This window comes from Maridesulfovibrio sp., assembly GCF_963678865.1.
In the GTDB taxonomy this organism is placed as follows: domain Bacteria; phylum Desulfobacterota; class Desulfovibrionia; order Desulfovibrionales; family Desulfovibrionaceae; genus Maridesulfovibrio.
Genome location: NZ_OY787459.1, coordinates 3,522,702 through 3,547,500 on the forward strand (window position 1 = coordinate 3,522,702; position 24,799 = coordinate 3,547,500).

At 48.4% G+C, this 24,799-nt stretch carries 21 protein-coding genes (1 of these 21 running past the window's edge); 14 read left to right on the forward strand and 7 right to left on the reverse strand.

The window, feature by feature from the left end; all coding sequences use genetic code 11:
- Positions 1–3: 3 nt before the first annotated feature.
- The 4 genes from ACKU41_RS16155 to trpA all read left to right on the forward strand — a co-directional run bounded on the left by ACKU41_RS16155 (position 4) and on the right by trpA (position 3,674).
- Complete coding sequence (locus tag ACKU41_RS16155) at positions 4–783, forward strand: indole-3-glycerol-phosphate synthase (RefSeq protein WP_321402243.1); 780 nt, start codon at positions 4–6, stop codon at positions 781–783.
- Positions 780–1,397 (forward strand): phosphoribosylanthranilate isomerase, encoded by a 618-nt coding sequence (locus ACKU41_RS16160; protein WP_321402245.1) that lies wholly within the window; start codon positions 780–782, stop codon positions 1,395–1,397. Before ACKU41_RS16155 ends, ACKU41_RS16160 begins: the two co-directional genes overlap by 4 nt.
- 164 nt (positions 1,398–1,561) lie before the next feature.
- Complete coding sequence (gene trpB, locus ACKU41_RS16165) at positions 1,562–2,740, forward strand: tryptophan synthase subunit beta (protein ID WP_319778560.1); 1,179 nt, start codon at positions 1,562–1,564, stop codon at positions 2,738–2,740.
- A 163-nt stretch (positions 2,741–2,903) separates the two neighbouring features.
- Positions 2,904–3,674 carry a tryptophan synthase subunit alpha gene (trpA, locus tag ACKU41_RS16170; protein ID WP_321402248.1) on the forward strand — a complete coding sequence of 257 codons (771 nt, stop codon included), beginning with the start codon at positions 2,904–2,906 and terminating at the stop codon, positions 3,672–3,674.
- 71 nt (positions 3,675–3,745) lie between these two features.
- Here the strand turns inward: trpA and ACKU41_RS16175 are convergent, their stop codons facing one another.
- The 6 genes from ACKU41_RS16175 to ACKU41_RS16200 all read right to left on the reverse strand — a co-directional run bounded on the left by ACKU41_RS16175 (position 3,746) and on the right by ACKU41_RS16200 (position 9,262).
- Positions 3,746–4,408, reverse strand: coding sequence for an RloB domain-containing protein (locus ACKU41_RS16175; protein ID WP_319778562.1), 663 nt, complete (start codon positions 4,406–4,408; stop codon positions 3,746–3,748).
- On the reverse strand, positions 4,408–5,694 hold the full coding sequence (locus tag ACKU41_RS16180) for an ATP-binding protein (protein WP_319778564.1): 1,287 nt from the start codon (positions 5,692–5,694) through the stop codon (positions 4,408–4,410). The genes ACKU41_RS16175 and ACKU41_RS16180 overlap by 1 nt, the downstream gene beginning before the upstream one ends.
- 156 nt (positions 5,695–5,850) lie before the next feature.
- Positions 5,851–6,276 carry a GNAT family N-acetyltransferase gene (locus ACKU41_RS16185; RefSeq protein ID WP_321402251.1) on the reverse strand — a complete coding sequence of 142 codons (426 nt, stop codon included), beginning with the start codon at positions 6,274–6,276 and terminating at the stop codon, positions 5,851–5,853.
- Positions 6,273–7,154, reverse strand: a complete 882-nt coding sequence (locus tag ACKU41_RS16190) for a hypothetical protein (RefSeq protein ID WP_321402253.1) — start codon at positions 7,152–7,154, stop codon at positions 6,273–6,275. The genes ACKU41_RS16185 and ACKU41_RS16190 overlap by 4 nt, the downstream gene beginning before the upstream one ends.
- 24 nt (positions 7,155–7,178) lie before the next feature.
- Positions 7,179–8,561: a HAMP domain-containing sensor histidine kinase gene (locus tag ACKU41_RS16195; protein ID WP_321402255.1), complete on the reverse strand. Its 1,383-nt coding sequence runs from the start codon at positions 8,559–8,561 to the stop codon at positions 7,179–7,181.
- On the reverse strand, positions 8,561–9,262 hold the full coding sequence (locus tag ACKU41_RS16200) for a response regulator transcription factor (protein WP_321402257.1): 702 nt from the start codon (positions 9,260–9,262) through the stop codon (positions 8,561–8,563). The genes ACKU41_RS16195 and ACKU41_RS16200 overlap by 1 nt, the downstream gene beginning before the upstream one ends.
- Positions 9,263–9,539: 277 nt before the next feature.
- Between ACKU41_RS16200 and ACKU41_RS16205 the strand changes: the two genes are divergently transcribed.
- Genes ACKU41_RS16205 through ACKU41_RS16215 form a run of 3 tightly spaced genes read left to right on the forward strand, consistent with a single transcriptional unit; the run spans position 9,540 to position 15,449 of the window.
- The gene (locus ACKU41_RS16205) at positions 9,540–11,036 is read left to right on the forward strand and encodes an efflux transporter outer membrane subunit (protein ID WP_321402259.1); all 1,497 of its coding nucleotides are present in this window, start codon (positions 9,540–9,542) and stop codon (positions 11,034–11,036) included.
- Positions 11,037–11,038: 2 nt separating this feature from the next.
- The gene (locus ACKU41_RS16210) at positions 11,039–12,262 is read left to right on the forward strand and encodes an efflux RND transporter periplasmic adaptor subunit (RefSeq protein ID WP_321402261.1); all 1,224 of its coding nucleotides are present in this window, start codon (positions 11,039–11,041) and stop codon (positions 12,260–12,262) included.
- Positions 12,255–15,449 (forward strand): efflux RND transporter permease subunit, encoded by a 3,195-nt coding sequence (locus ACKU41_RS16215; protein WP_321402263.1) that lies wholly within the window; start codon positions 12,255–12,257, stop codon positions 15,447–15,449. The genes ACKU41_RS16210 and ACKU41_RS16215 overlap by 8 nt, the downstream gene beginning before the upstream one ends.
- Before the next feature lie 43 nt (positions 15,450–15,492).
- Here the strand turns inward: ACKU41_RS16215 and ACKU41_RS16220 are convergent, their stop codons facing one another.
- A complete protein-coding gene (locus ACKU41_RS16220) occupies positions 15,493–16,485 on the reverse strand; it encodes an HD domain-containing phosphohydrolase (RefSeq protein ID WP_319778572.1) in 993 nt (330 codons plus the stop codon).
- Positions 16,486–16,930: 445 nt separating this feature from the next.
- On the opposite strand from ACKU41_RS16220, the gene ACKU41_RS16225 reads away from it, so the two are divergent.
- The 7 genes from ACKU41_RS16225 to ACKU41_RS16255 all read left to right on the forward strand — a co-directional run.
- On the forward strand, positions 16,931–19,057 hold the full coding sequence (locus ACKU41_RS16225; RefSeq protein WP_321402265.1) for an acetate--CoA ligase family protein: 2,127 nt from the start codon (positions 16,931–16,933) through the stop codon (positions 19,055–19,057).
- A 10-nt stretch (positions 19,058–19,067) separates the two neighbouring features.
- Complete coding sequence (locus ACKU41_RS16230; protein WP_319778574.1) at positions 19,068–20,132, forward strand: DRTGG domain-containing protein; 1,065 nt, start codon at positions 19,068–19,070, stop codon at positions 20,130–20,132.
- A gap of 418 nt (positions 20,133–20,550) precedes the next feature.
- Complete coding sequence (tmcD, locus tag ACKU41_RS16235) at positions 20,551–21,804, forward strand: electron transfer complex subunit TmcD (protein ID WP_321402266.1); 1,254 nt, start codon at positions 20,551–20,553, stop codon at positions 21,802–21,804.
- Positions 21,805–21,822: 18 nt separating this feature from the next.
- Positions 21,823–22,482 (forward strand): TmcC family electron transfer complex membrane anchor subunit, encoded by a 660-nt coding sequence (gene tmcC / locus ACKU41_RS16240; protein ID WP_321402268.1) that lies wholly within the window; start codon positions 21,823–21,825, stop codon positions 22,480–22,482.
- Between the two features lie 26 nt (positions 22,483–22,508).
- Positions 22,509–23,822 carry an electron transfer complex ferredoxin TmcB gene (gene tmcB, locus ACKU41_RS16245; protein ID WP_319778578.1) on the forward strand — a complete coding sequence of 438 codons (1,314 nt, stop codon included), beginning with the start codon at positions 22,509–22,511 and terminating at the stop codon, positions 23,820–23,822.
- Positions 23,823–23,835: 13 nt separating this feature from the next.
- The gene (gene tmcA, locus ACKU41_RS16250) at positions 23,836–24,240 is read left to right on the forward strand and encodes an acidic tetraheme cytochrome c3 TmcA (RefSeq protein WP_321402270.1); all 405 of its coding nucleotides are present in this window, start codon (positions 23,836–23,838) and stop codon (positions 24,238–24,240) included.
- Positions 24,241–24,351: 111 nt separating this feature from the next.
- Positions 24,352–24,799, forward strand: the 5' end (the start) of a protein-coding gene (locus ACKU41_RS16255; protein WP_321402271.1) for an adenosine deaminase. It continues 1,025 nt past the right edge of the window; only the first 448 of its 1,473 coding nucleotides appear in the window; its start codon is at positions 24,352–24,354; the stop codon falls past the right edge of the window.

Sequence of the window (24,799 nt, forward strand, 5' to 3'; positions counted from 1 at the left end):
GCCATGCTGGATAAATTCAGAAAAGCAAAACAGGCCGAGCTGGATATGCTCCAGCAGATGCAGGAAGAGGGAAAAAAGTTTACTCCTTACGCCGGTAAACGTCTTTCTTTTGCCGATGCAATCCGCCGTGACGATTCCGGGCTGAAGGTCATTGCCGAGTATAAGCGTGCTTCTCCTTCAAAGGGTGACATCAATCTGGGTTTAAGTGCTGCGGATGTTGCCGGAATGTATGCTGCCGGAGGAGCTTCGGCTATTTCCGTGCTCACCGAAGAGGAGTACTTCAAAGGAAATCTGGGTTATCTTGATGAGATCAAACCCAGCGGACTTCCTATGCTGCGCAAGGATTTCCTGACCGATCTGATGCAGGTTGAGCAGACCTTGGCAACTCCGGCTTCAGCTTTGCTGATCATCGTCCGTATGTTCGAGGATGACGGTTACCTTAAAGAAATGATCGAGAGCACTCATGCCGCAGGGCTGGATGCAGTAGTTGAAGCTTTTGATGAAGCTGATCTTATCCGGGCAAAGAAAGCCGGTGCGAAGATTATCCAGATCAACAACCGCGATCTCGATACCCTTGGCATCGACATGAACCGTTCAATTGAATTCATCAAGCAGAAGGACGAAGGTGAGATTTGGATCTGCGCCAGCGGAATCAGCGAACCGGAAGACTGCTCACAGATGAATGGCCTTGGGTATGATACTGTGCTCATCGGAACCTCCATCATGTCCAGTCCGGACCCGCAGGCCAAACTTGCAGCTCTGGTTGCTGGAGGTAAATCATGAGCCTGCTGGTCAAGGTTTGCGGGATGACATCTGCAGAAGATGCAGCCATGTGTGAAGAGCAGGACGTTGATTTTCTGGGGTTCATCTTTCACCCTTCCAGTCCGCGCAATGTGGATACGGATTTTGCCCGATCAATTAAGCCTGCTTCAGCAAAGAAAGTCGGCGTATTTGTCAAGCAGAGTGCGGCGCAAGTGATTGAGACCTTGAAAAACGGCGATCTTGATTTTGCCCAATTGCACGGCGGGCAGAATGAAGAATTCTGCAAGGCCGTGGGCAGGGAACGGGTTATCAAAGTCTTCTGGCCCCAGAAATACGATTCGGTAAAAGAGTTGCAGGCGGAGATTGACCGCTTCGCTCCACACTGTACCTACATGCTTTTTGATGCTGGAAAGTCCGGCGGAGGACATGGTGTTTCCATGGAATTCGATGTCTTTAAAGATGTTACTATTCCGGTTCCATGGCTTTTGGCGGGAGGCCTTTCCGCCGATAATTTAAAAGAGGCACTGGACACAGCCAAACCGTACGGGGTTGATCTTAATTCCGGCGTTGAGTCTGAACCGGGTAGAAAAGATAAAGATAAATTGAGGGAGGCCCTTGCGGTCATAACTCAATAAAATAGTTAACCTCAGCTTCGACCGTCCAGCCCAATGATGCCCTGTCATAGAATCGGCGAAGCCCCAATAAAAGTTTTTGGGATTCTTAAACCCATTTTTACAAAAAGGGTTTAAAGCCCCCGGCAGGGCCGCCGGAGGCATCCCATATAAAAAAGGAAAAGATCATGAAAAGAGGATACTTTGGAGATTATGGCGGACAGTTTGTACCTGAACTGCTCATGCCGCCGCTGCTCGAGCTTGAAGAGGCCATGGAAAAGATTATGAAGTCAGACGAATTCCAGCAGGAATTCACCCGTCTGCTCAAAGATTTCGTAGGCCGCCCCACCGCGCTGACCCATTGCGCTAATATCTCCCGCGAACTGGGTTTCAACCTTTGGCTCAAGCGTGAAGACCTCGCCCATACCGGAGCGCATAAGGTCAATAACACTGTCGGTCAGGCTCTGTTGACCAAGATGATGGGTAAACCCATGCTGCTGGCTGAAACAGGTGCCGGACAGCACGGAGTTGCCACCGCAACCGCTGCGGCCCTGCTCGATCTTGACTGTGAAATCTATATGGGCGCACTGGATGTGAAACGTCAGTCTCACAACGTTCGGCGTATGGAGCTTCTTGGTGCCAAGTGCGTACCTGTAGAATCAGGTACTCAGACCTTGAAGGACGCAATCAATGCCGCCCTGCGTAAATGGATTGCCGACCAACGGACCACGCATTACTGCTTCGGTACTGCTGCCGGCCCGCATCCTTTTCCGCTGCTGGTGCGTGAATTTCAGGCAATTATAGGCCGTGAAGCCAAGGCCCAGTTCAAGGAAAAAACCGGAGAGCTGCCTTACATGGTAGTAGCCTGTGTTGGTGGTGGTTCCAATGCCATCGGCATGTTCCACGAATTTGTACAGGAAGAGTCGGTCAAAATTGTAGGTGTCGAGGCTGCTGGAACCGGTGAACCGGGCTGCACCAACTCTGCACCTATCAATCTCGGGACTCCCGGTGTGCTGCACGGGATGAACACCTTGCTGCTCCAGACCGATGAAGGCCAGATCATGCCATCCCATTCCATCGCTCCCGGTCTTGATTATCCCGGTGTAGGTCCCGAACACGTGCATCTGCACGCAACCGGCCGCGCCCAGTACGGAACCGTAAATGACCATCAGGCCTTGAAGGCATTCCAGATGCTTTGCCGTAAGGAAGGCATTCTGCCCGCGCTGGAAAGTTCCCACGCTGTGGCTTGGGTGCTTGAGAACCGGGATTCCATACCCAAAGACGCCAACGTCATAGTCAACCTGTCCGGTCGCGGCGACAAGGACATGGGCATTCTCGAAGATTATCTCGCCGAGCACGGAAAATAGCAGGCTGTTGAAAAACGGCGATCTGCGTCGTTGTTTCAAAAAGTTCAAATCCTCACGTACGGGGAGTACGCTTCGGTCTTGAACTTTTTTCGCGCCTAGCATCTCACCATTTTTGAACAGCCTGTGTGTTGGTTTTTTAACAGGCTAATGAAGGAAATCTAAAATGAGTATTACCAAACTTGCAGATAAAATTAATGAGGCTAAGTCACAGGGACGTATCGGACTGATTCCGTTTCTTCCCGGCGGATATCCCAACCGTGAGCAGTTCTGGAAGGAAATTCTTGAGCTTGATGAAAACGGTGCCGACGTTATTGAGATCGGTATGCCTTTTTCCGATCCCGTAGCAGACGGCCCTGTAGTTGAGGCTGCATCGCTCAAATGCCTTGAAGACGGCATCAATCTGAAATGGATTCTTGCAGGACTTTCTGAACACCGGGCAAAAATCAGCGCCGGGGTGCTGCTTATGGGATACTATAATCCGGTACTGCAGTATGGATTGGAAAACTTTGCCAAGGATGCCTGTGCGGCCGGGGTTAACGGGTTGATCATTGCCGACCTGCCGTATGAGGAAGGAGTGGAATTTCGCGATCTGCTCGCCAAGTATGACATAGCGCTCATCCCGCTGGTAGGGCTGAATACCGAACCGGAACGCATGGGACTTTATGCCAAGGGCGGCAACGGTTTCTGCTACTACGTCTCAGTTCTCGGCACCACAGGGGACCGTGATTCCCTGCCCGAAGAAGTAAAAGATGGTCTCGCCAAGGCGCAGGATGTTTTTAATATTCCTGTTGCTCTCGGTTTCGGTCTCAAGGAACCTTCCCAGCTCAAGGAACTGGAAGGGCTGGTCGATGCAGCTGTCTTTGGGTCCGCGCTGATCCGGCATATTGATTCCGGGAAAAGTTCTGCGGAATTTATGAAGGTCTGGAAGAAATAGGGTTGATTGGAATTGGTAAAAAATCAAAATCCCGCTGGCTTTGGCTGGCGGGATTTTGTTGATGAAATTTTTTATGAAATCGGTTTGAGCTTTTTGATAAACTCTATGAGTTCGGGAAGTTCTGTCATGGGGTTGGTAAGTGGTTTGTGGGATTTAATTTGGGTTGCGTAGGGAAGTTTGGCTGAAATGTTTAACTTTTTGTCATGCTCAATAGCCTTGTCCATGTTTAGACAGAATATTTCAGCTTCTTTTTTACTTCGGGGCATTGGTTTTTCATACTCAGGAAATATTGCTTTTAGCTGCCGTTCGGAGTCACTAGCGTTTTTGCATGCATATATTTTGTCGCAAAAATGTAAGGTGTACCAGATTTCTATTGCCGGGTAGTTATAGAAAACAGCCCATTTACTTTTTTCTCTTTTCATTTTTCCGAGCTTCGTTACCTGATCCAGTTCAGCTTTAAGGTTGTTTATTTGAGTTTGTGAAAGCTGAGTATTTTCCAAGTCGCGTAAGAAAAGGACCGCATCGAAAGTTTTCGGGTCGCGGTCCATATAACGTAGAGCCTGATCTACACGTGTAAAAGTTTTAGGGGTGATTACTACCGGATTCTCTTTGGATGAAAGACACTCGTTGAGAACAAACTTGGCGTAGTTTTGTTCAGTCTGTCCGTCACATGCTAGTAGAACGTTAATTTTCTTCCTGCGTAGAGAGCTGCCTGATTTTTTGGGGCGGGCCATTAAATTCCGCCCTCCCAGTCAACGTCCGGTACTGCTCCGAATCTGCCATTCAGATAATCCTTATAAAGCTTTTCTCCACGGTCATTTTTGCTGACACTTCCCATGCCTTTGAATTCAGCAAGACTATAAAGTCTTGTCTCAAATGTTTCTTTGTCTTTTTCCGTGAAGTAGATTTCATCGGGACGGAGCAGGGTTTTATCCATGACTGTTACATCATGGGTGGTGAAAATTAATTGTGCGCCATGTGGATTTGTTTTTTTGTTCGTAAAAAGTTGAATAATCCTTCGGATTAGGTAGGGATGTAGAGATATATCTAATTCGTCAATTAGCATTGTAGCACCAATTCGAAGCGCTGAAAGTATGAGGCTTGCCAAGGCAAAGTATGTTCTCGTCCCGTTTGATTCATCTTCTTCAAGACTTAGAAATACATTATTCCCCTCTGTATCTGTATGGGCAAATTGTGTTTTAAGATTAGGCTTAATTCTCCCATTGGTTGCGTGCAATTGTTCTCGTTGTGTCTCTGTTAATAAATTTTTATCAATATTTTCTTGTGTTATTTTTATATCACAAATATTGAAATCAGCACTCTGAAGGTATTTAAGTATTGGCTCTTTTTTTTCATGTTGCCGTAAGATAGTGTTTGATGTGACAATATGTGCCCTAGCCTCTGGATATATTAGTCCTGTTATAGAAAACCAGTCTACAACTGACTCAAGAATGTCTACTTCTCCTTTATTAGATAAATATGCTAATGCTGTCTGCTGCTTGTTTAAGTCTGCTGACCACAAGTCTAAAAATGCTTTTTTATGATATATTGATTTATGGAATTTCGTTTTCTGACCTTCTCTTGCAATTAGTGTCTTAACTCTTGATCCCTTAGCAGGGCTAATAACTGTTAAAATTTCTTTAGTAATTGCTTCAGGGGTAATTTCTATATGGTAGTTGTATATTTTCCCAAAAGATAAGAATTTAATTTTGAAAATAGTCGGTTTTTGAGAATAGGTAGGGTTGAGTTTAAATGAGTAATCTAGATAGTGATCATTTTTAGTTCTGTTTGCAGAAATATAAATTATTTCTCTTAATATTTCTATGCCTTTTAGTATATTAGACTTCCCCGAAGCATTAGCCCCCAAAATAGCCACCACTGGCAAAGCCTGCGGTTCTCTCTTGATACCCGTCTCTAAGATATTGTGATCTTCGTCCTTATTTTTAAAGGCTGGCTGCATATATAAAGTCTGCTCTTCTCCGATTGACCGGAAATTTGCGACGCTGAATTCTAAAAGCATATTTAATCCCATGGTGTATTTTTTGGGTGAAAATCTCACATTGGCAAATTCAATATATGGAAAAAAAACAAAAAATGGAACGAGAAATCTCTTCTCATTCCATTTTTTGGATAATTTTAGGTTTTAATGGGAAAAAAAAGGGTGTTTGTTGTGACCCTATCTCTCCAAATATCCCCGCTCAACCATCCCGTCTTCATCCTGAAAGCTGCCCATGGCGGTCAGCATGGGTGCGAAGCCCAGCTTTTTGTAGAATCCTTCCTTGCCCGGTACGGCGAAGAGGATGATGTTTACAGGACCAAGCCTTTCTTTCATGGCAGTCATTATTTTTTTACCGAGTCCGTGGGACTGGTATTCCGGCAGGATGCACATGTCGTAGATTGCCGCCTGATATTCGCCATCGCTAATGGCACGGGCAAAGCCGATAAATCTATCCCTGTCCTTGGCAAAGCAGACCAATGCGCTGTTTGCAGCAGCGCGGGACAGTTTCGCAGGTTCACGGGTTCCCAGAGGTGCTTTTTCGAAAATTTCAGCTATTTTAGGCCAGTCAATATTATTCAGTTCGAAGTGCAGTGTGATATTCATTGCGCGCTTATATCTTTTATATCTTGCTTAGGCCATAGAATTTTCCAGTTTTTAACCTGTTCGTTTATGATTCTTGTCTGATGTAATGCACGATCAATATCTCCGTTTTTACGCATTATTTTCAGGCCTTTTTGCAGGGCTTTGAACACCTTGGCCCCTTCAGGATGCTTTTTGGAAACCATGAAGTGTCTGCTATAGGGAAATACTACCTTGACTCCTTCAACCAGGCGAAGATTGTTATTATCAATAAATTGATGGCTGATGTCCTGCGGGAATTCAAGAAGGGTATAATCGGCTCTTTTTCGGGTCAGCATTTTAAAAAGTAGAGGATAGGTTGGGGCGATTTCTATGTTTTTGTACCCCATTTGGTGGAAAACATGCTGGTCTATTGTCCATGAAAGTCCGGTGATGGGCCGGAGTTTAAGCAGGGAATTTAGAGTCGGGCGTGACTTCAGCAGTTTTGGGCTGCAATATGTGTAAATACCTTTAACAAATTCGCCTTTGCGGATGAAAGGGATCGTTTTATAAACAGTTTCGTCAAATTGTTCCTCCCATATATCACTGTCAAGGATAGTTGCTTTGCCTTTTTTTAATTCAGTAATGCATCTGGAATAGTTGGGATAGGTAGCAAAAATCATTTGTGCATCCATCCCGCCCAGCTTCAAGGCCTGTTGCATTATGAGCAGTGCGAGTGCCGGGCGGCTGGCATAGGGAGAATTATATGTCTTGATTTCAAAAAGATTCCCACCCTTTTCTGCTACCATCTTTTCATATTGTTCAATATTGGAAGCCAGCCCTGCAACATAAACTGTCTCTCGGGCCTGTAAAGAAGATGGCCAGAGCATGGCTGCAAAAAATATGGCAAGAAAAAACCTCATCTACACTCCTCTCAGGGTGTGTGCTTACATTCTTTTGGTGGGTATTGTCACTATAATTCTGAATCCGGTGTCACTATTTTCAGCTCGTATTTCACCATGGTGGATGCGAATTATTTTACGTGCGGAAGCAAGGCCGAGTCCTGAACCGGGTATTTCCTGTCCCTTGAGGCGATGGAAAGGATTGAAAATTTCTTCCAAATCGTTTTCGGGTAATGGAGTATGGGTGTTGTCCACTGATATAAGCACCTCACCTTTGTCTCTGCGCAAGCTGACTTCAACGACCCCTTCCGGTTCAGTGTACTTGAAGGCATTGCCAAGAATATTGTCCATTACAACACGAATGCTGTTGCGGTTGCAATTAGGGAGTTTGATTTTGGCAAGATCAGCCTTAATGTTTAAATTGTTGCGCTCGGCTATGCATTGATACTGTTCCAGAAGATCGGATATAAGAACTTGCAGATTGGCTGTCTCTGTCATCGTTGGCGGTTCATGCATGTCCAGTTTGGAAAATTTGATTATTTTTCCGATGAGTTCATCCATGTGGGTGATTTCCGCCTGCATCCCGTTCATAAATGTGCCGCAGCCGGAAGTATTCCCTCCTTCAATGCGCTCCTTGAGCATTTCAAGGGATATACGCATTCGTGCCAACGGGCTGCGCAGTTCATGGGAAACATTGGCGGTCAGCTCGCGGCTTGATTTGACCATTTTTTCCAGACCTTCGGCCATGTGGTTGAAGGCTTTACCAAGTTCGGCAAGTTCGTCCTTCCCTTTTATTTCAACTCGTTGATTCAGATCTCCCTTGCCCATTTTTGCTGCTGAATTTGTCAGTTCCCTCAGTGGGCGGATTACCCTTCTTGCTACCGGGATAAGAAATATTGCGGCGATAACAGTTAAAACTGCCTGTCCGCGCAAAAACCAGCTTTCTTCATCGAACTTGGGAAGGGAGTGGTAGAGATGGTAAGTGAAAGGGTAACCTTGCGGTTGTTTGCCTGTATAAACTCCGTAAACACTTTTTATTCCGTCATTGCGTTTTTTATAAATGTAGATACCGTCTTTTGATTTTGCCGCGTCCTCTTCCCGGAAGCCGCTCATATCCGGTATTTTTGTGGATGATGAAGCTACAATCTCTCCATAAGGCCCGGTGATCCAGATATCGGCCTCAATTGAATTGCCTAGGTTTTTCAGCAGGGGGGTTAGAACTCTTCGCTCTTCTTCAGCAGAAGTGCGGAGTCCGCCCAATTCCATTTCCACAAGGTTTTTTATCGTGAAAACCTGACGCTCCATGTGGTGAACAAGGGGACTTTTGTCCCATGACATACGCAGCAGGCCAAAGATGATCAATTCGGAGACCACCAGCACCAGCATGAAGGAAATAAATATTTTTAGGTAGGTGCGGCTGATTTTCATTATTCGCTCACAAACATGTATCCGGTACCCCAGACAGTTTTGATTCGTGATTCGTGATCCGGGTAGGGTTTCAAGAGGGCGCGAAGTTTGCTGATATGAACATCAATACTGCGGTCAAAGGCATTGAAATCCTTGCCCCAGACCGAGGTCATCAGATCGTCACGGGTCATGGGCTGGCCCGGATTTTCCATCAATGCCTTGAACAACTTGAATTCAGTGGATGACAGTTCCACCGATTCATCTCCGATCTCCAGCTTCTGGTGGGAGAGATGCAGAACTAATCCTGCAACCTTTATTTGTCCGGAGATCTTGACGGCCCGCCTGCCCGGATCCTGTGCCCGGCGCAACACAGCCTTAATGCGGGCCAGCAGTTCACGGGGATTGAAAGGTTTGGAGATATAGTCATCCGCACCGAGTTCAAGTCCCACAATACGGTCGGTGTCCTCGCCTTTGGCTGTGAGCATGATTACCGGGACGTTGGAGTGCGGGCGCAGTTCCCGCAATACTTCAAGTCCGTCTTTACCGGGCATCATGATATCCAGAATGACAATTTCCGGCGAAGTCTCCTTCTCTTTTTCAATCAGACCCTCCCCTGATGGAAGGGTGACAACTTTGTAGCCGTATCCTTCAAGGTACTGGGTCAGCAGGTCCCTGAGTTTTGCGTCATCATCCACTATGAGTACGGTAAATTGTTGTTCCATTTTTCCAGATTACCTCTGTCCCCCTGTGGGTGGAAGGGGGAAGGATCTATTTTTTACATTTGTTTACAATTTTTAGCATCATAACAATATTCTTTTATTCCTTTGCAGGTATTAGAATTAAAAATGGAAAGCAACCGGACTGTTGATAAAGCTCCATCTGCGGCGGAACGTTGGTAGTTAAAAGCTTTTCCGAGCTTACATGACTTCGGCGGGAAGCTGTGAAAAAGAGGTCCATTTTTCGGCAGTCGGGAAGATCTAAATAATGGGAAGTATAAATATGTCTTCATTCAAGTTGAAATTGACCGTGATTTTTTTGCTGACAGTATTCGGCCTTTCAGCATGTTCCCCATTCCGGCCTGATCCGCGTGATAATATGACACTGGGTGTCCCCCCGCAATACGAGCTGTATTCCAGCGAACCGCGTGTACTGGGTAAATGGTGGGAAGGTTTTCATAACGAAGAGCTCAACAAGTTGGTTGAAGAAGCTCTGCAGGCCAACTTTGACGTGCGTATAGCCTGGGCTAAACTCCGTCAGTTGCGGGCCAAGGCAGTTAAGTCGCGAGCCGACATTTACCCCCATCTGGACGGCAAGGGTACTTATACAAATTCCCGCAGCGGCAATGACGGAACCGAAGGTTCAAAGGGGTCCTCCTCCACGGATACCCACAAACTGGGGTTGGCCGCATCATATGAAATAGATCTTTGGGGGAAAATAGAGGCTAATGCCGCCTCCGGGGAACTTGATTATCTTTCCTCCCGTGAAGATGTGGATTCCGCAGCTATGACAGTGGCTGCCGAGGTGGTCAAACGTTGGCTGGAAATTCAGTTGCAGCGCAAGAAAAAGGCAATTTACCGTAAACAACTGGAAACTAACGAGACTTATCTTGAGCTGATTGAACTACGTTTCCGTAATTCTTTGGCTACCGCCCTTGATGTCTTCCAGCAGCGGGAAACAACGGCCCGCACAAGAGCTCTGATTCCACCGGTGGAGTCTCAGGAGCAGCTTAAGCTGCATGAGCTTGCCTACCTGCTGGGGCGTCCGGCCGGATCCATTAATGTGGCAACGGCTGATTTTCCGGAACTGCCAGCTCTTCCGGGGCTGGGAATTCCCTTTGATCTTCTGGCTATGCGTCCTGATGTACGTGCAGCAGGTTTGGAACTGCAATCTGCAGATTGGGCTGTCTCTGCCGCCCGGGCCGACCGTTTGCCTTCCATGAATCTTTCTGCTGAGGCAATGCTTTCCAGCGCCCAGCTTGCCAATATTTTTTCCGGGTGGCTGACAACACTCACTTCGTCCATAGCCGGGCCGATTTTTGACGGCTATCAGCGTAAGGCCGAGGTCGAGCGTACCCGGGCTGTGGTTGATGAACGCATGCTCAATTATAAGGATACTGTTTATACCGCATTCAAGGAAGTACAGGATGCCCTTGTTGAGGAGAAGTGGCAGCATGAGTACATATCAGCCCGCAAGAATCAGCTGGAAGCGGCAAAGTTGAATCTTGATGAAGCCGGTTCCCGCTATTTGCAGGGGCTTGAAGATTACCTGCCTGTTCTCAGTGCATTGGTCAGCGTGCATGATCTTGAAATTAATATTGCCCAGGATGAGGCAGACCTGCTCAGCTACCGGGTTTCCCTGTACCGCGCCCTTGGCGGAACATGGACTGATTCTTTGGAAGACGGGGCAGAGCTGAAGCCTGAATCTGATGATGAAGTTGCAGCTATAGCAGCTGAAAAAACTGAAAATGAAATTGCTCCCGCAAAAGAGGGGATTTAGATATGGCTAAGAGAGTATGGTATTATATCAAGCAGATAGGCCTCAAAGGTGTTTTGCCTTTGTTGATTGTTGTGGCTGCGGTTCTCGGGGCCAAAGCCCTGCTTGCCACCAAACCGGTAGCAAAGAAAAAAGCTCCGGTGGTTTCCGCGCCTCTGGTCAATGTCAGCGTACTCGAAGTGAAGGATGTACATGTCTGGACCCCGGTTATGGGGACAGTTGAGGCGGCCCGTGAAATCAATCTTGAGCCGCAGGTCTCCGGCAGGGTTATTTCTGTAAGTGATTCCTTTATTCCCGGTGGTTACTTTGACAAGGGTGACGAAGTTCTGCGCATAGACCCGATTGATTATGAACTTGCCGTTCAGCAGCAGCAGGCCGTGGTTACAGATGCTGAATACAATCTCAAACTTGAAAGCGGTCAGCAGAGGGTTGCCGGGCGTGAATGGAAACTGCTCAAAAAATCTTCCGGTGGGACTGCGCAGGAAGCGGAACTTGCTCTGCGTAAACCCCATCTGCAAAAGGCGCAGGCCGATCTTTCTTCTTCTCTGGCGAAGCTTAAGCAGGCCCGTATCGATTTAGCCCGGACCCGTGTGCGGGCTCCTTTTGCCTGTATGGTGGTCAGCAAAAACGCCGATCTCGGTGCGCATTTGAGCCTTAATGAAACCATAGCCTCACTGGTGGGGACAGAAGAATTCTGGGTGGTTGTGTCCGTTCCAGTGGACCGCCTGTCCAGCATTGTGATTCCTAAGGCGGAAAACGGTTACAAAGGTGCCAAAGCCCGAGTTGTAATGGACAGCGGTAAAACATCCACTGAGCGCGAAGGGGAAGTGCTCCGCCTGCTACCTTCACTTGAGGAAAAGGGACGCATGGCCAGAGTTATAGTCTCAGTTAAAGATCCCCTCAATCTAAAAGGCGGGGAAGTACGTCCCCTGCTGCTGGGCAGTTACGTTAACGTCTATATTGATTCCGGTAAATTGGAGAAAGTGATTGCAATTCCGCGTACCGCTTTCCGTGATAATAATACCATCTGGGTGCTGAAAGAAGGCGGTCTGCTGGATATCCGTACTGTTTATCCCGTCTGGCGCGATCAGGACTATGTTTATCTTGATTCCGGTGTGAGCGATGGTGAAAAGTTGGTTGTGACCGATATCTCCGCTCCCTTGCAGAATATGAAACTGCGTGAAAACGGTTCCGGTTCCATGAAAAGAAAGGTGAACGGTAATGGCTGAACAAAATAAATCAAAGGGGCCTATTGCATGGATGGCCGGGAATCCGGTGGCCTCCAATCTCTTGATGATTATCCTGCTGGTCGGCGGACTGGTCATGGGGCTGAACATCAAGCAGGAGATTTTTCCTGAATTCACCACTGATACGGTTACAGTCAATGTGATCTACAGCGGAGCCAGTCCTGAAGAGGTTGAGCAGGGAATCGTGCTGGCTGCTGAAGAGGCAATCATCGGCCTCGACGGGGTAAAGGAAGTTTCCTCTACCGCAGCGGAGGGCGGTGCTTCTATTATTGCTGAGGCTATTGAAGGTTATGACCTGCAAAAGTTGAGTCAGGACATCAAGAGTGAAATTGATAGAATCACTTCTTTTCCTGAGGAAGCCGAGGACCCGGTTATCAGTGTTGCCTCGCACAAACGCGGGGTCCTTTCACTTATGGTTTACGGGGATACTGACCAGCTTGCTTTGCGTAAAGTTGCCGAGCAGTTGCGTGAGGAATTGATCGGCAATCCGGGCATAACCCAGGTGGAGCTGGCCGAGGCCAGCGGTTTGCAGATTACTATTGAGATTCCGCAGGACAAGCTGCGCGCTTACGGGCTGACGCTTTCCGATGTGGCGGATACCCTTGCCAAAACTTCCGTGGAGCTTCCCGGCGGCGGCATCAAGACCGAGGGCGGAGAAATTCTGGTCCGGTTCAAGGAACGCCGGGACTATGCCCGTGAGTTTGCGCGTGTTCCAATTGTTACCGGTGACGACGGCACTCAGGTGTTGCTGGAGGATATTGCCGAGGTTAAGGAAGATTTTCAGAATGACGACATCGTAACGACTTTTGACGGCAAGCCTGCGGTGCGTATTGAGGTATACCGTATCGGCGACCAGACTCCAATCGATGTTTCCGATGCCGTACATGAAGAGCTGGAGGCCTTTAACAAGAGCCTGCCTGCGGGAGTTCATGTCGGAATTCGTAATGACAGTTCCGATATCTTCCGCCAGCGTATGGACCTGCTGCTGCGCAACGCCTATATGGGGCTTGGCCTTGTCTTCGTTTTTCTGGCCCTGTTTCTGGAACCCCGTCTGGCTTTCTGGGTTTCCATGGGAATCCCCATCTCATTCTTGGGCGGTATGCTCATCCTTGCTCCCGCGGGTGCCAGTATAAACATGGTTTCCATGTTCGCTTTCATTATCTCGTTGGGGATCGTGGTGGATGATGCAATTGTTGTCGGTGAAAATGTCTATACCATGCGTCAGCAGGGCATGAGCTGGATAGAATCAGCCTGTGAAGGTGCCAAGCGTATCGCCATGCCGGTTACATTCAGTGTGTTGACCAACATTGTGGCTTTCATGCCCATGTTTTTTGTACCCGGTGTGATGGGGAAGATTTTCAAGGTCATTCCGCTGGTTGTATGTAGTGTTTTCTTTGTCTCATTGCTGGAATCCCTTTTTGTGCTTCCCGCCCACCTTGGGCACGGTAGTGAACGTAAGCCCGGCAAGATAATGGGGGCTGTGCTTCATTATCAGCGGATGGTTTCCAATGGGTTGCTCCGTTTTGTTAATAAAGTCTACAGGCCTTTTCTCGACCGGGCGGTGAACTGGCGTTATCTTACTGTGGCTCTCGGGGCAGCATGCCTGATTGTTTCTTTTGCTTATATCAAGAGTGGACGTCTCGGTTTTACCATGTTCCCAAAAATTGAGTCCGATTATGCCTATCTCACTGTGGACCTGCCGTACGGAACAGCCAAGGAAGTTACCCAGAAGGTTCTGGACAAGGCTGTTGCCGCAGCGGAAAAGGTTGCCGCAGAAAATGGCGGCGATAAGCTTGTTGAAGGGATTTATGCCAAGATCGGCGGTTCGGGAAGGCGCAGTACCAGCGGCAGTCATGTCCTCAAGGTGCAGGTTTTTCTAACGGATGGTGATACAAGACCGATTCATACCGATGAATTTGTAAGTATGTGGCGGCGCAACCTTGGGCCCATTCCAGGTGCAGAGTCTGTGCTCTTTGAGTCTGACCGGGGCGGTCCCGGTTCAGGAAGTTCTCTTGAAATAGAACTCAGCCACAGTGATATTGAAGTACTGAAAAAGGCTTCCGCCGATCTTGCTGAGGCTTTGAGTTCTTACCCCAAGGTCAAGGATATTGATTCCGGGTATTCGCCGGGTAAAAGGCAGTTGGATTTTGAACTTCTGCCGGCCGGGCGCAGTCTCGGGTTGACTTCGCGCAATGTTGCCAACCAGATTCGAGCTTCATATTACGGGGCGCAGGTCCTTCGTCAGCAACGCGGACGAAACGAAATTAAAGTTATGGTCCGTCTTCCGGAAACGGAGCGGTCTTCCAAGTATGATTTTGAAGAGTTGATGATCCGCACTCCGGACGGAATAGATGTTCCCCTGCGTGAGGTAGTGAAAATCAAGGATGGCCGGGCATACACATCCATTGACCGTCGTAACGGACGCCGTGTTGTCTCTGTAGAGGCGGATGTTAACCCGCGTAAGGAGACAGCACAGATTATTGCTGATGTTGTGGCTAATGTTATTCCCCGTCTTAAAGCGGACTATCCCGGCCTCGGTTACTCCCTTGAGGGCAAGCAGGCTGATATGCAGGAAAGTACCGAGAGCCTGATTTCCGGTCTGCTTATGGCTATGATGGTTATCTACGCACTGCTGGCGATTCCGTTCCGCAGTTATTTTCAGCCGCTTATCGTAATGCTTTGCATCCCTTTTGGTATTGTCGGGGCGGTCATCGGGCATGCTCTGCTGGGCTACAGCCTCAGTTTGATGAGTCTGTTCGGTATTGTTGCCCTGTCCGGGGTTGTGGTCAACGATTCGCTGGTTTTCATTGATTACGTGAATATCCAGCGGCGCAAGGGGCATTGTGCCTATGATGCTGTCCTTGAGGCTGGCACAGCCCGTTTCAGGCCGATTATGCTGACCACCCTGACCACGTTCGGTGGGTTGGCTCCTATGATTCTTGAAACTTCAAGACAGGCCAAATTCCTGATTCCCATGGCTGTTTCTCTGGGATTCGGCATCCTCTTCGCAACCGGGATTACCCTTTTACTGGTGCCGGCATTTTATATGATCTTTGAGGACGTGAGGCTGATGCTGCGCAGGTTTTTCCGTCTTTCAGACAAGAATATGCATGCTGACGGGGTCACAGAGCACTTCCCGGTTACTGAATGCAAACATAAGCCGGAATAAGCAATGCGGAATAAATTCCTGTCCGGTTTTTCCGGGCGGGAGTTTATTCGCGGTAAGTTACTTTTTCCAGAGCGTAGATTATATTCGGATCGTATTGTGTGGATTCGCTGTACAGGATTTTCAGGGCTTTGACTGTGGGCATGCTTTTTTTACCCGGACGTCCCATGGTCATAGCGACATAGGAATCCACCGCTCCGCATAGTTTTCCCAGCCATGAAAGATTATTATTGGTGACCCCTCGCGGGTAACCGGAACCGTCCAATCTTTCATGGTGTTCCAGTATGGCCCGCAGGGCGTTTTTGCTTAAACTGTTGGTTAAGCTCAGAACTTCTACAGAACTGATCGGATGGTAGCGGATGCGTTTCTGTTCATCAAGGGAAAGGCAGAACTCCTTGCCCAGTACAAATTCAGGTAGATTGGATAACCCAATATCACACAGGAACAGGGCGAAAAGCGCATCAACGAAAATATTGACATCAGGTTTTATTTCGCGGGCATGCAGGAGAACAGCGGCACCGATTACGCCGTTGGAAAGAGCTTTGTTGACCAGTGAATGCTGTGAATCCAGCATTGGAATCATCATCCAGAGCAGATCCGAATTCTCATGAAGCAACTCCCCCACGGCTGTAAGGGTCTTTTGGAAATTTTTAAAATGCAGTTTAATGGAATCCGTATAGATTTTGTCGACGTTTTCCCGCAGTCCTTCAATTAATAGTGCTGCCAGTTCCTTCTCGGGGATGGAATGCGAAATATCGCTTATGACTACGGGAAGATGGGGCAGGAAATAAGGTCGGCATTGAGTTATATCAGTGAATTTGATGAAGATCAGCCCTTGTTCGCAATCTTCTGCAATGGCCTGTTTCTCTGCGGAAATAATGGTTTTTCCCGGAATCGTTATAGGGGTGAACCGTCCATTGGACGAGTTCATCCTGTACAGGCTGAATGGAAGACTGCTTTTAGGAAGTATCTTGAATATGGCTTCCGTAATGGAACAGAAGCTTTCTTCAATTAATTTAGAGTCATCAATAGCACTCATAGCCGACCCACCTCAAAATGACAGCATTAAATAAAATTATAATGCATTACGTTAATTTATATTCCCGACCTTATGGTACGCTTATCACTAAATGCTGTAAAAACGCAATATCTCGGGTTGTTAAGTGCATATCCATGGGCCTAATGATTGCTTGAGAAAAATTATCATATAAATAAAATGGTTATACGTAGAATAGTTTGACCGCACGTGCTTTTTGGGGATAATCATAATCAAAAATAATTTTACCGTGATCTGTAGTAACTTGCCATTCCGGTTCTACTAGGACTATGTTGAACAATTGTGAGGCTGATATAATATCTGCTGATAATTTTGACTTTGTTGACGAGCACGGTATCATATACTTAATTACGTTCATCTTACGATATTCTTTTTTTTGAAATACTGAGTCCTCCATATCCGTTTCGGGGGAAAATCGGGAGATAGCTTGGATAGTCTGTTTAGTCCGTCATCAATCGCCGTTGTAGGCGCTTCATCTGTTTCCGGGAAAATAGGAAACACCATTCTGTCCAACCTGCAGAGCGCAGGGTATGCCGGCAGCTTGTATCCGGTCAATCCCCGTGGCGGAAATGTCTGCGGTCTTGAGGCCTGCAGGAAAATTTCTGAAATAGGCCATTCAGTTGATTTGGCCGTCATAGCCGTTCCCCGTGATGCCGTCCTTGGTGTTTTCAGGGAGTTGCTGGATCTGGGGGTGGGGTCTGTTGTTATCGTCAGCGCCGGATTTAAAGAGGTTGACCATGAAGGCTGGCTGATGGAAGCGGAACTTGCGGAGCTGGCAAAGGAGAATAATGTCAATCTGCTCGGCCCAAACTGTCTTGGTCTGATCAACTCGCGGGGCGGAGTTAATGCTTCCTTTGCCACCGGAAATCCTCATCCCGGAAGTATGGGATTTTTTTCGCAGTCAGGTGCTCTTTGCGTTGCTGTTCTTGACTGGGCTTTGGGCACTAAAATCGGTTTTTCAAAATTCGTGAGTCTTGGTAACAAGGCCGTGATCAATGAAGCTTCCATGCTGGAGTATCTGGGCAATGATTCTGATACCAGAGTCATTCTCGGCTATGTGGAAAATATTGAAGACGGCCGTGAATTTATGAAGCAGGCCGCAAAGGTCTCCATGAAGAAGCCCGTGCTGATGATGAAGGCCGGTACCACTCCAGCCGGGGCAAGGGCTGCCTCTTCGCACACCGGAGCCATGGCGGGTTCCGACCGGGCCTGTGATGCTGCTTTCCGCCAGTCCGGTGTAATCCGTGTGGATAAGCTGGATGAACTTTTCAACCTTGCCAAGGCTTTTTCCATGCAGGAATTGCCGCAGGGACCCAACCTCGGCATTGTGACCAATGCGGGAGGACCCGGTATCCTCGCCGCTGATGCCTGCGGGGAGTCTGTCATGCGTATGCCTACATTCTCCCCCTCCACCATTGGTGAGCTTCAGCGTATGCTGCCCGGTTATGCTTCCCTTTATAACCCGGTGGATCTGCTCGGTGATGCCGATGCTGAAAGTTATGGGCGGGCTGTACGTATTGTGGGGCATGATCCCGCGATTAACAGCCTGCTGATAATTATTGCGCCAAGTGTCAATCTTGATCTTACCTCGGTTGCAAAGGCCGTGACTGAAGGGATGTCCGAGGTCAATAAGCCGGTTTTCTGCTGCCTGATGGGGCGCAAGAACAGCGACGCCGCGCGGGATATCTTTGCAGAAGCCGGGATTCCGGTATATGACTTTCCCAAGCAGGCGGTCAGGGCAATGGACTGCATGTACAAATACGCAGTCTGGAAAGGGCGCCCTCCGCGTACCTTCATCACCCCTGAACACGATGTTGAAGCCGCACGTAAGGTAGTGGATAATGTCCTGCGTTCAGGACGTGCCGAGCTCGTTGAGTTTCAGGCCCGGGACATTGTTACTGCTTACGGCCTGCCCACTCCTGAAGCTGATCTTGCCCGTTCCGGTGATGAAGCGGTAAGCATAGCCGAACAACTTGGTTATCCGGTGGTGCTCAAGATTGCTTCTCCCGAAATTTCGCATAAATCCGATGTAAACGGAGTTCGTGTGGGATTAAGTTCCGCTGAAGAAGTGCGGGCTGCTTTCTGGGACATTACTGCCCGTACCCAGCGCTTACGTCCCGATGCTTATATTGCGGGTTGCCTGGTGCAGCAGATGGCATCCCCTGAATCGCGTGAAGTCATAGTCGGATTTCGCAGGGACAAACAGTTCGGTCCGCTGCTGATGTTCGGTCTTGGCGGGGTTTACGTAGAGATCTTAAAGGATATTTCATTCCGTTTGGCTCCTCTTTCGGTGGAGGATGCCGGAGATATGGTCCGGGAAATCCGGTCCTACATGCTTTTGAAGGGAGTCAAGGGGGGCGAGCCCGTTGACTTTGAGGCTATTACCGATGTTTTGATCAGGATGTCTTGTCTTGCAAGTGATTTCCCTGAGATTTATGAAGCAGAATTCAATCCTGTGCTTGTCAGCTCGGACGAGGCTCTGGTTGCCGATGCCCGGATGACTGTTGTCGACATTTCCGCAGAGGGGTCCATCCAGCCGGATGAGCTTGAATAAGGAGGCATAGATGGTAGGTATATATATAGGTTCCACAACCGGGTATTCCGGCAAGAACCTTCTGGCCATGTCCTTGGGCCTTAAATTCCGCAACAGCGGATTTAATGTAGGCTATATGAAGCCTGTAGGGGCTGTTCCGCATATGGACAGCGGAAAACCCGGTGACGCAGACGCGGCTTTTATCCAGCAGGTGCTGGGTCTTGAGCAGGATCCGGTCAAGGTTACCCCGGTGCTGGTCACCCGCGATTTCACCATTAAGGCTTTTTCCGAAGATATGGGCGACCTCATGCCTTCTGTTGTTGAGTCCTATGAGGAGCTGAGTGCTGATAAGGATGTTATGATTATCGGCGGTTCCGGCAGCTACCTGAGTTCCGGCACTTACTGCGGGGTCAGCGGGCCTGACGTGGCCCGTGCGCTCGGAGCCAAGACTGTTCTCGTGGACCGCTACAGCAGCGAACTTCATTACGATTACGTGCTGCGGGTCCATAAAGAGCTTGGCGATGATTTTTTAGGTGTCGTTTTCAATGATGTTCCGGAACACTACATGGATGAGTTGACTTCTCTGATTATTCCCTTCCTTGAAAAGAGGGGAGTCAAAGTTCTTGGAATCATTCCCCGTGACCCGCTTATGGGAGCTATCAAGGTCAGCGATCTTGCAGAACGGCTTTTCGGAAAAATTATTTCCGCCCATGCCAAGGCAGACCGGGTGGTGGAAAATTTTCTCATCGGGACCATGCAGGTGGAAAACTTCATCACCCATTTTCGGCGGCATAAGAATTCTGCGGTTATTGTCGGGGGGGACCGGGCGGATGTTCAATTGGTGGCTCTTGAAGGGAATTGTCCCTGCCTAATTCTGACCGGAAATCTTTATCCGAACGACATTATTCTGACCCGCTCTGAAGTATTGGAAATTCCTGTTATTGTCGTGCGTGATGATACATATGCAGTGGCCAAGAAGATGGAAGCGATTCAGGAAAGCTATAAGCTCAGGGATATGATCAAGATTAATCACGGAGCCGGGCTGGTCAATTCCGAATTGGATTATGACTATCTTTATGATGAACTGGATCTATGATAACCTGTCGTGTTGGTAGGTAATATGTCCTACTGTTAGAGTAGGAATAAAAAAATCGTTAACTTTTGAAAAGTAGTCAAATGGAGCTGCTTTTTATAAGGTGAATACGATTTATCGTGTTGATATATAATTGTTTTTTTGAAGGGTGGTGGCTTGTTTATCAGGCTGCCACCCTTTTTGTTATCGAAAAAATACTCGCCCAAACCCCTCGGATGCTATTGTCCTACTTTGTAAAATGTGCCAATTAACTTGCAGATATAAGGCCGGATGGGTCTCCGGCCTTAGGTGTGACGAGGTTTGTTTCGACCAAAGACGGGACTATTGTTGGTTAGAAAACTAGGGTGCACTGCACCCTGAAAACCGAGTTGATTCGGAATATTGGCGGATAGGCCGGATCTTCGGAATGAGGAGGCGTGAGATGCCTGATGCGTCCACGTGGGATTGGAATCCCGGTAGGCGAGAGGTCCAGGACACTGGATCCTGGTCTGATAAATTTGAGTGGGTGGAAGAATTCCATGCCAGCCCCGACGGTGAAAAGGTCGGTGCTGTTGTTAATAAAGGCGAATTGGAATTCACTGCTTGCGTCAACGGTGAGATTTGGGAAGAAGCATACGACAGGATTTTCTATCCCAAATTCGCACCTGACGGCAGGTTCACAGGTATTGCCCAGCAGATGGGTGAATGGACTCTGTCTGTTGACGGCGAGCACTGGCCGGAAAATTACGGCTATATCTGGAAGACTACCTTCGGCCCTGAAGGCTCCATTATCTGTGCTGTGCAGCAGGATATGGAATACGGCATGGGCGTGGACGGTGTCCTCTGGGAAAACTTCTTTGAGAGCGCAAACAACTTTACTGCTGGTGGAGACGGTAAGTCCACCGCTGCTGTAGTTCAAGTTACCTCAATGCCGCAGGCTGATATTGAAACTTTCCAGAAAGGTATTTTTACCGTTGCGGTAAACGGCACCGCTTGGGATAGTGTTTTCATGAACTGCTACACTCCGGTATTTGATGCCAAGTGTGAAAAGGTTGCCTGTCAGGTAAGAAAGACTCTTTATGATTATACCATCGCAGTTGATGGAAAAATCTGGCAGCGCGAATACCAGTGCGTCTGGGCTCCCTGCTTTAACCCTGCAACCGGTGCTCTCGTAGCTCCTGTTCGTCTGGGCGGAAAGTGGGGTATGGCTCAGGATGGCGAGCTGATCTGGAAGAACAACATGGCCAACTGCTGGCATCAGCAGTTCAGTGCTGACGGTTCCAAGCTTTGGGCTATTGTGGCTCCTTCCTTCGGTAACTTCACTGTAGCTGTTGACGGTAAGCCTTGGTCCATTACTGCACCCGTTGTTATCGATCTGGCTGTGAGCCCCGATGGCAACCGTGCTGCAGCACTGGCCAAAGACGGTTACGACTATACCGTTCTCTGTGACGGTAAGGTGTGGCCCGGCGTGTTCCAGATGGCCTGGAAGCCTGTATTCAGTCCTGATAGCACCAAGGTAGCATCCAAGGTTGAAAAGAATGGCCGTTTTACCGTTGTCCTCGATGGCAAGCCTTACGGTCAGGATTTTGATCAATGCTGGGAACCTGCTTTCAGTCCGGACAGTTCCAAAGTCCTCATTCGTGCAATTGACGGCGGCAAATATGTACGCATCGTTGCCGATGTAAGCGAATTCTAAAAACCGGAGGAATTACACATGAATAGTGTTTATGCATTCGTTGTTGGTCCTCTGGCATGGTTCGCCTGGGGCGTGTTTGTTCTCGGTTCCCTGTACAGGCTGTTCTCCATGTATCAGCTTGCCAAAGCCAAAGACGGTTCTTCCCTGTATTTCATGAGTTTTAAATGGAGCTTCCGCTCCATCATGGCATGGATGAATCCTACCGGAACTCTCGGTTGGCAGCGCAATCCCTGGACTGCGATGGTAACCTTTGTTTTTCATATCTGCCTTGTCATTGTCCCCCTCTTCCTGCTGGGACACGTAGTTCTCTGGGATCAGTTTTTCGGCATCAGCTGGCCGACCCTCCCGGATAACATCGCTGACATCATGTCTATTCTGGTAGTTGTCTGCTGTATTTACTTCGGTGCACGTCGGTTTCTGCAGAGAGACGTTGCCTACCTGACCACCGCCAAGGACTGGATTGCACTTGCCGTGCCTTCCCTCGTGTTCCTGACCGGCGTTCTGGCTTACCATGAAATCGGTGATGCCAAGGTTATGCTCATTCTGCATATCATCTGCGGTGAACTCATGCTCGTCAGCATTCCTTTCACCCGTTTGAGCCACATGCTGTTCGGCCTGTTCACCAGAGCCTATATGGGTTCCGAGTTCGGCGGTGTCCGTAACTGCAAAGACTGGTAACCACTTCCCGCAAGGAGTACTGAAAAATGACATTCGACAGGAAAATCGAAGACGCAGGACTCGAGCGGGGTGTTTCCCGCCTGACTCCAGAACGTATCGAAAATACTCTTAAGCAGGTTATTGAAGGAGAAGCCGGCGCAAAGCTCAAGGTCTATGCTGAGACCTGTATGCGTTGCGGCATGTGCTCCGAAGCCTGCCATTACTATATGTCCCATGAAGGTGATCCCAGCTATTCCCCAGCCGGTAAAGTTCACCAGACTCTGGGCAAGATTTTGCGTAAGAACTACAAAATCACTGCAGATGAAATCTATGAGATGGCTCAGATAGCTTACACCGAGTGTAACCTCTGCCGCCGTTGCGTACATTTTTGCCCCCTTGGTATTGATACCGGTTACATCATGAGCATGGTGCGCCGCATGTGCCACAAGCTCGGTGTCACTCCGCAGTACATTCAGGATACAGCACATTCCCATTCCGCAACCATGAACCAGATGTGGCTCAAGGATGATGAATGGCCGGATACCCTGCAGTGGCAGGAAGATGAAGCCCGTGATGAAATGCCCAACCTGCGCATTCCGCTGGATAAAGAGGGTGCGGAAATCTACTATTCCGTTATCGCGCCGGAACCCAAGTTCCGTACCCAGCTGATTTATCAGGCAGCATACATCTTCAACGAAGCCGGAGTTGACTTCACCATGCCCATCGAGCCGGGCTGGGATAACTCCGATATGTGTATGTTCACAGGTGATTTCGAAATGATGGGTCGTCTCAAGAAACGTCATTTTGAATCTGCTCTTGATCTTAAATGTAAGCGTATTGTCATGGGTGAGTGCGGTCACGCATTCCGTTCTATTTACGATCAGGGTAACCGCTGGGATGCATGGGATATGTATCCAATTGAAGTCGTTCACTCTATTGAGTTTTTCTGGGAGCTTTTTGAAGCCGGAAAAATCAAGCTGCGTGAAAAATTCAAAGAGCCCATCACCATTCATGACCCATGTAACGTCATCCGTGGCCGTGGTCTGATGGAACAGTCCCGTAAACTGGCTCACGCAATCTGCGAAAACGTTGTTGAAATGACCCCCAACCTTGAGCACAACTACTGCTGTGCTGCAGGCGGAGGTGTCATCAACTGCGGTCCTCCGTTCAAGAATGTCCGTATGAAAGGGAATAAGATCAAGGCTGAGCAGTTGAAAGCAACAGGCGTGAATACCATTCTCGCTCCTTGTCATAACTGCCATGGCGGACTTGAAGACCTCGTTCATTACTATGAACTTGGTATGGACATTAAGTTCTTCGGTGACCTTATCTATGATCTTATGGAAAAGCCTGAGGAATAGGAGGAAGATTACAATGTATAAAAGAGTATTCTCTATCGCGGTCATTGCCGCATGTGTCTTTCTCTATATGATTCCCGCATTCTGCCAGGAGGACATAACCTCTTTGCTGGATCCGGCTTTCCCCAAACACGAAAGACCTGCTGCAGTGTTCGCGCATGACGCACACAATGAAAAGGCCGGTATCGAAGACTGCGCTGTATGTCACCACGTCTGGGAAGACGGAAAGATCGTCGAAGGCGAGTCTTCCGAAGACCAGAAATGCTCCGACTGCCACGCAGTTAAACCTGAAGCCGGAAAAACAGGTCTGCGCAATGCTTATCACAAGCTTTGCACCGACTGCCATGTAAAAGAAGAGAACGGTCCCGTATCCTGCGCCGGTTGCCACCCCAAAGGCGGCGCTGCCCCTGCAGAACATTAAGATCAAGTCTCAAATCATCAAGAAGGCCGCCCCAAGGGGTGGCCTTCTTTTTTGTCTACGCAATCTAATCAAATATTGACATTGTTGAGTTGTTGAGTTTTAAAAGTGATTATGAAAAAAATAATATTGTTATGTGCGTTGTTGGCAGTGGTTTCCTGTGCGCCTCGCACGGGCTTGAAAAATCAAAATCTACAAACGTTAAATCCGGTTGAGTTGCGAATGGTAATCGCGGAAATGCCTAAGGGGGCGGACCTGCATACTCATTTGTCCGGCATTCCATATGCGGAAGATTATCTAAAGTGGGCGGCTGATGATAACGCCTGTATCGTCAAAAGTAGCGGAAAGATTGTAGCAGGTCCTTGCGGTGACGGAACTCTTGCAGCCAAGGACGCATACTCTAATGCTAAGATATGGAACATGGCCGTAAGCGGGTTATCAGTCAGAGAAAACAGGCGTGATAACCAACTTTGGGGGCATGATCAGTTCTTTGGGGCTTTCGGAAAAATGGGTGTTGCCAAGTACAACACGGGAAGGTTGTTAGCCCACGCTGCCAAGCAGG